This window comes from Dokdonella sp. (genome assembly GCF_035703485.1).
Lineage (GTDB): Bacteria > Pseudomonadota > Gammaproteobacteria > Xanthomonadales > Rhodanobacteraceae > Dokdonella.
The window spans coordinates 1-5,726 of record NZ_DASSYD010000027.1 but is presented as its reverse complement, the minus strand read 5'-3'; the positions used below and the strand labels follow the sequence as shown (position 1 = coordinate 5,726).

Sequence of the window (5,726 nt, the reverse complement as noted above, 5' to 3'; positions counted from 1 at the left end):
GTCGAGGTCGCGGACCCCGTGGCCGCCGGGGAACAGCCGGGTCAGGCCCAGAGTCTGGATAGCGAGGGACATTGCGGGGGACGTGGGGGAGGGTGCAGCGCATAGCGTGGGGCACGCCCCTTGCGCGGCGGACGTGGCGCTGGTCACCGGCACTTCCGACAGGGTCCGGTCTGATAGGCTTTCCGGCCCCGTTTTCGCAGTGCATCGGCCGTCGAATGTCCGTCGTGTCCCCCGAGGTTGCCGCCTACGATCCCGCCGCGCTCGAGCCCGCGGCCCAGCGTTTCTGGTCCGGCCTGCGCGCCTACGAGGTCCGCGAGGACGATCCGCGCCCGAAGTTCTACTGCCTCTCGATGCTGCCGTACCCCTCGGGCGCGCTGCACATGGGCCACGTGCGCAACTACACGATCGGCGACGTGATCAGCCGCTACCAGCGCATGACCGGCCGCAACGTGCTGCAGCCGATGGGCTGGGATGCCTTCGGCCTGCCCGCCGAGAACGCCGCGATCAAGAACCGCACCGCGCCGGCGAAGTGGACCTACGCCAACATCGAACACATGAAGGCGCAGCTGCAGCAGATGGGCTACGCCATCGACTGGAGCCGCGAGTTCGCGACCTGCCGCCCGGATTACTACGTCCACGAGCAGCGCATGTTCACGCGCCTGCTGAAGAAGGGCCTGGTCTATCGCCGCAATTCGGTCGTCAACTGGGATCCGGTCGACCAGACCGTACTCGCCAATGAGCAGGTCATTGATGGCAAGGGCTGGCGCTCGGGTGCGGTGGTCGAGAAGCGCGAGATCCCGCAGTGGTTCCTGAAGATCACCGATTACGCGCAGGAGTTGCTCGATGGTCTCGACAACTTGCCGGGCTGGCCGGATTCGGTCAAGACCATGCAGCGCAACTGGATCGGTCGCTCGGAAGGCCTTGAGATCCAGTTTGCGATCGAGGGTGAGACGGATCCGGTGACGGTGTTCACGACGCGCCCGGATACCTTGATGGGCGTCAGCTTCATTTCGGTGGCAGCTGAACATCCACTCGCGCAAAAAGCGGCCTTGAGCCAGCCGGAGGTGGCGGCATTCATCGACGAATGTCGCCATGGCGGAACCTCCGAGGTCGACATCGAAACCCAGGAAAAAAAGGGCGTCGAGACACATTTCAAGGCCGTCCATCCGATCAGCGGTGAAACCCTGCCGGTCTGGGTCGCCAATTTCGTGATGATGAGCTACGGCACCGGTGCGGTCATGGCCGTGCCGGCGCACGATCAGCGCGACTGGGAATTCGCCACCAAATACGATCTGTTGATCCGCATGGTTATCGTCAGAGTCGGCGTGCGTGATGCGGTGCGTGAGCTTGCTCGCGATGTGGCCGGCAACAAGGATTCCATGTCAGCCGCACTCGGTGAAAGTCGCCGAATCGATGTCGTCGAGCCTGCCGGCGAACTCGAAATGCTCGAAGATTTCGAAGAAAACATCATTACCAAGGGCGCGTACACGGAGTATGGATTCCTCGTCAATTCGGGTGAATTCGACGGCCTCAATTTCCGCAATGCCTTTGATGCCATCGCCGCGCGTCTGGAAAAGGAAGGCAAGGGCAAGCGTCGCATCAACTACCGTTTGCGTGACTGGGGCGTGTCGCGACAGCGTTACTGGGGCTGCCCAATCCCGGTGATCTATTGCGCCAAGTGCAATGCCGTTCCGGTGCCGGATGATCAACTGCCGGTGGTGCTGCCCGAAGACGTCGAGTTCACCGGGGTCAAATCGCCGATCAAGGCTGATCCGGAATGGCGCAAGACCGTTTGCCCGAAGTGTGGCGGCCCGGCCGAACGCGAAACCGATACCTTCGATACGTTTATGGAATCGAGCTGGTATTACGCGCGCTACACGTCACCTGGCGCCAGTGACATGGTTGATGAGCGGGCCAATTACTGGGCGCCTGTCGACCAGTACATCGGTGGCATCGAACACGCGATCCTGCATCTTTTATACTTTCGCTTCTATCACAAGCTGTTGCGCGACACCGGTTTTGTCGACAGCGACGAGCCGGCGATCAACCTGCTCTGCCAGGGCATGGTCATTGCCGAGACCTTCTATCGCGAGGATGCGCAAGGTCACAAGGAGTGGATCAATCCGGGCGCTGTTGACGTTCAGCGCGATGACAAGGGGCGCGTCACTGGCGCGCTGCTCAAGGCCGATGGTCAACCGGTGTCGATTGGTGGCACCGAGAAGATGGCCAAGTCGAAGAACAACGGCGTCGACCCGGAATCGATGGTGCGCAAGTACGGTGCTGACACGGTGCGACTGTTCTCGATGTTTGCCGCACCGCCGGATCAGTCGCTGGAATGGAACGAGGCCGGCGTCGAGGGCATGTCACGCTTTCTCAAGCGACTCTGGCGCGAGTTGCATACGCATGTGTCTCAACCCGACCATCCGGACGTGGATGCATCGTCATTGAATGCCACGCAGAAAAACCTGCGTCGCCAGATTCACGAAACCATCAACAAGGTCAGCGATGACTACGGTCGCCGCCTTGCCTTCAACACGGCAATCGCCGCCCTGATGGAGTTGCTCAATGGAGTCACCAAGTTCAATGACATGAGTGACCAGGGCAGGGCAGTGCGCCACGAAGCATTTGAAACGATTGTGCTGTTGCTGAATCCGATCACGCCGCATATCTGCCACGGTTTGTGGCAGGCGCTCGGGCATGGCGAAACGCTGATCGAGGATCAGCCGTGGCCGGTAGCCGATCCAGCTGCGTTGCTGCGCGACGCGGTCAAACTGGCCGTACAGGTCAATGGAAAGTTGCGCGGCACGATTGAAATGCCGGTTTCGGCATCGAAGGAGGAATGCGAGCGCGCCGCCCTGGCCGAGCCGTCGGTGGTTCCGCACATCGAAGGCCAGACGATCAAGAAGGTCGTTGTCGTTCCCGGCAAGATCGTCAACATCGTCGTCTAGGATTTTCCTTCCCCATCAGGGAGAAGGGAGCAGTATTCCATCCAATTTCATCCGCTATGCTTCACCAGTACAACAGCCCAGGTCGCCCATGAAAGCCCATCGCATCACCGCCATTGTTTTGCTCGCCATCCTGCTCTCAGCCTGCGGCTTCCATCTGCGTGAAGAAGTCCGCTTGCCAACTGGCATGCAGCGGCTCGCCATTCAGGGAGTCGATGCGCTGAGTCCGCTCGGGCGTGATCTGCGCAAGGCTTTGACTCGATCTGGTGCCCAGATTGTTGAAGGTTCAGCACAACCCAGCGCCGTACTGAGAATTGGCAACAATACGATCCGCACCGATGTACTTTCTATCGGCGGCAATGCGCGCGCCAACGAATACACGATCCGCTACCACGTCGAGTTCGATGTCGTTGATGCATCGGGTACCTCGATGTTGTCGATGCAGACCCTCGAGCTGAGTCGTGTTTTCACCTTCGATGCCAGCCAGGCACTCGGCATAGCCGCCGAACAGGATTTGCTTACCAACGAACTGCAGCGCGACATGGTACAGGCAATTCTGCGCAGGCTTGAAGTGATCGGTCATGACACAACGCACTGACCGGCGATGTATCCGAACTTCTCGCCCTGCGGATCGATGAAGCGGGCGCGATGAACCTGCCGGTTCCAGGATCGCCGGCATTGCTCGGTACCAGCCTGCTGGCCTGGCGCAACCTCAGTCATGATCGTGCGCGTTTCATCGTCACCTTGATCGGCGTCGGTTTTGCCGTGCTGCTGATGGGCGTGGAGCTGGGCCTGCTGGTCGGTTTCGCACGCACCACTTCGGGTCTGGTCGATCATTCCAATGCCGACTTGTGGATCACCCCGGCCGGAACCACCAATGTCGACATCGCCGGCCGCCTTGATGAGCGGCGTCGCTTTCAGGCACTGGCCGTGCCCGGCGTGGCCTCGGTAGGCAAACTGATGATGCAATTCGCCTTCTGGAAAAAGCCCGATGGCGGCAATGAAAGCGTGGCCCTGGTCGGCATCGAAATCGAGTCCGACAAACTGCAGCCGTGGAATCTGGTCGAGGGCAGCATCGCCGACCTGCAGCAGCAGGACGCGGTCATCATCGATCGGCTCTACGCGGACAAGCTTGGCGTAACGTCGCTCGGTGACACCATCGAGATCAATTCACAGCGCGCGCGGGTGGTCGGCTTTACCCAAGGATTGCGTACATTCACGCAAAGTCCGTATGTCTGGATGACGCATCGCAATGCCCTGGCCTATTCGAAATTTCAGCCCGACCAGACCACCTACCTGCTGGTGTCGGTCAAGCCGGATGCGAATGTCGAAGCCGTGCGCCAGGCGCTGCTTGCGCGGCTCGGGCGGGTCGATGTCTGGAAACGTGATGATTTCGCCCGCCAGGCGCAGAAATACTGGTTGATCACCACCGGTGCCGGTTCCGCATTGTTGCTCTCGGCCTTGCTTGGCCTGGTGGTTGGCATCGTCATTGTTGGCCAGACGCTGTACGCGACCACCGTCGATCGTCTGCCCGAGTATGCAACCTTGCGCGCAATTGGCGCGCCGGCCGCGTATCTGAATCGGGTCATTCTCAAGCAGGCGGCGATCAGTGCCGCTCTCGGCTTCGGCCTCGGTACTGTCGCCGTGTATGCAATCGTCGCCCTGACCTCGTTTGGCAACATTGCCGTGATCGTGCCGTGGTGGCTGGTCGTCGTGCTCGCCGCGCTGACCGTGCTGATGTGTGCGTTCGGTGCGTTGATCTCGATTCGCCGCCTCGTGCGCATTGACCCGACCAGCGTGTTCGCATGAGCGATGTCCTGCTGCGCATCGAGGATGTCGGGGTCACCTATGGCAAGGGTGCGACCGCCTTGTCCGCGCTGCGTGACATCAGCCTGGACGTGCGTGCCGCCGAGGTGACCCTGCTGCTCGGGCCGAGTGGATCGGGCAAGACCACCCTGCTGCAGGTGATGGGTTGCCTGTTGCGGCCAACCCGAGGGCGCGTCTCGATGTTGGGCCAGCCGCTGCATGGGCTCGATACCGAAGCGCTGACGGCGCTGCGCCTCGCCCATGTCGGCTTCGTCTTCCAGCACTACAACCTGTTTCCGACCTTGCGCGCCTGGGAGAACGTCGCTGTCGCCCTCGATCTCAAGCAGGTTCCGGCGCACGAGCAGCAGGCGGCGGCGTTGCAACTTCTCGATCGGCTCGACATGGCTGATCGCGCGACGCACTTTCCGTCCGAGTTGTCCGGCGGCCAGAAGCAGCGTGTCGCGATCGCGCGTGCGCTGGCCGGCAAGCCTGGCCTGATACTGGCCGATGAGCCGACTGCCGCACTCGACAGCAAGGCCGGCCAGGATGTCGTCGCCACCTTGCAGGAGCTTGCCCATGGCGAGAACTGCGCCGTGGTCATCGTCAGCCATGATCCGCGCGTCGAGCCGTATGCCGATCGGGTCCTGCACCTGGAAGACGGTCGCCTCGTCGATGACCGTCGCCGGCACGGCAATCAGGCATGATGGCGCGCATGATTCCTACCCTTGCCGCGTGCCGCCGCCACTCGCCTGTCCTGCACGTTGCCACGCTCGGCTTGGCCGTGTTCGTGCTTGCCGCTTGCCGTGCGGGGAGTGCCGATCCGGCAGCCCCGGATCGCCCCGGCATGGACTCCTCGCGGGTCGCCGCCGGTGGCCTGGTCGAGCCGGTCAGCGAGGAGCGCGTGATCATCCCGCAGATTTCCGGACGCCTGGCCAGGGTGGCCATTGCGGAAGGCGATGTGGTCAGCGCCGGCCA

General features: G+C 61.8%; 5 protein-coding genes. All 5 read left to right on the top strand.

What is annotated here, in order from left to right; translation table 11 throughout:
- Positions 1 to 215 precede the first annotated feature (215 nt).
- Positions 216 to 2,948, top strand: coding sequence for a leucine--tRNA ligase (gene leuS, locus VFN25_RS02275; protein ID WP_325138383.1), 2,733 nt, complete (start codon positions 216 to 218; stop codon positions 2,946 to 2,948).
- Between the two features lie 88 nt (positions 2,949 to 3,036).
- Positions 3,037 to 3,543 (top strand): LPS assembly lipoprotein LptE, encoded by a 507-nt coding sequence (lptE, locus tag VFN25_RS02270; protein ID WP_325138381.1) that lies wholly within the window; start codon positions 3,037 to 3,039, stop codon positions 3,541 to 3,543.
- A 50-nt stretch (positions 3,544 to 3,593) separates the two neighbouring features.
- A complete protein-coding gene (locus tag VFN25_RS02265; RefSeq protein WP_325138379.1) occupies positions 3,594 to 4,754 on the top strand; it encodes an ABC transporter permease in 1,161 nt (386 codons plus the stop codon).
- A complete protein-coding gene (locus VFN25_RS02260) occupies positions 4,751 to 5,455 on the top strand; it encodes an ABC transporter ATP-binding protein (protein ID WP_325138377.1) in 705 nt (234 codons plus the stop codon). Before VFN25_RS02265 ends, VFN25_RS02260 begins: the two co-directional genes overlap by 4 nt.
- 8 nt (positions 5,456 to 5,463) lie before the next feature.
- A partial coding sequence (locus VFN25_RS02255) for a hypothetical protein (protein WP_325138375.1) occupies positions 5,464 to 5,726 on the top strand: 263 nt, incomplete at its 3' end.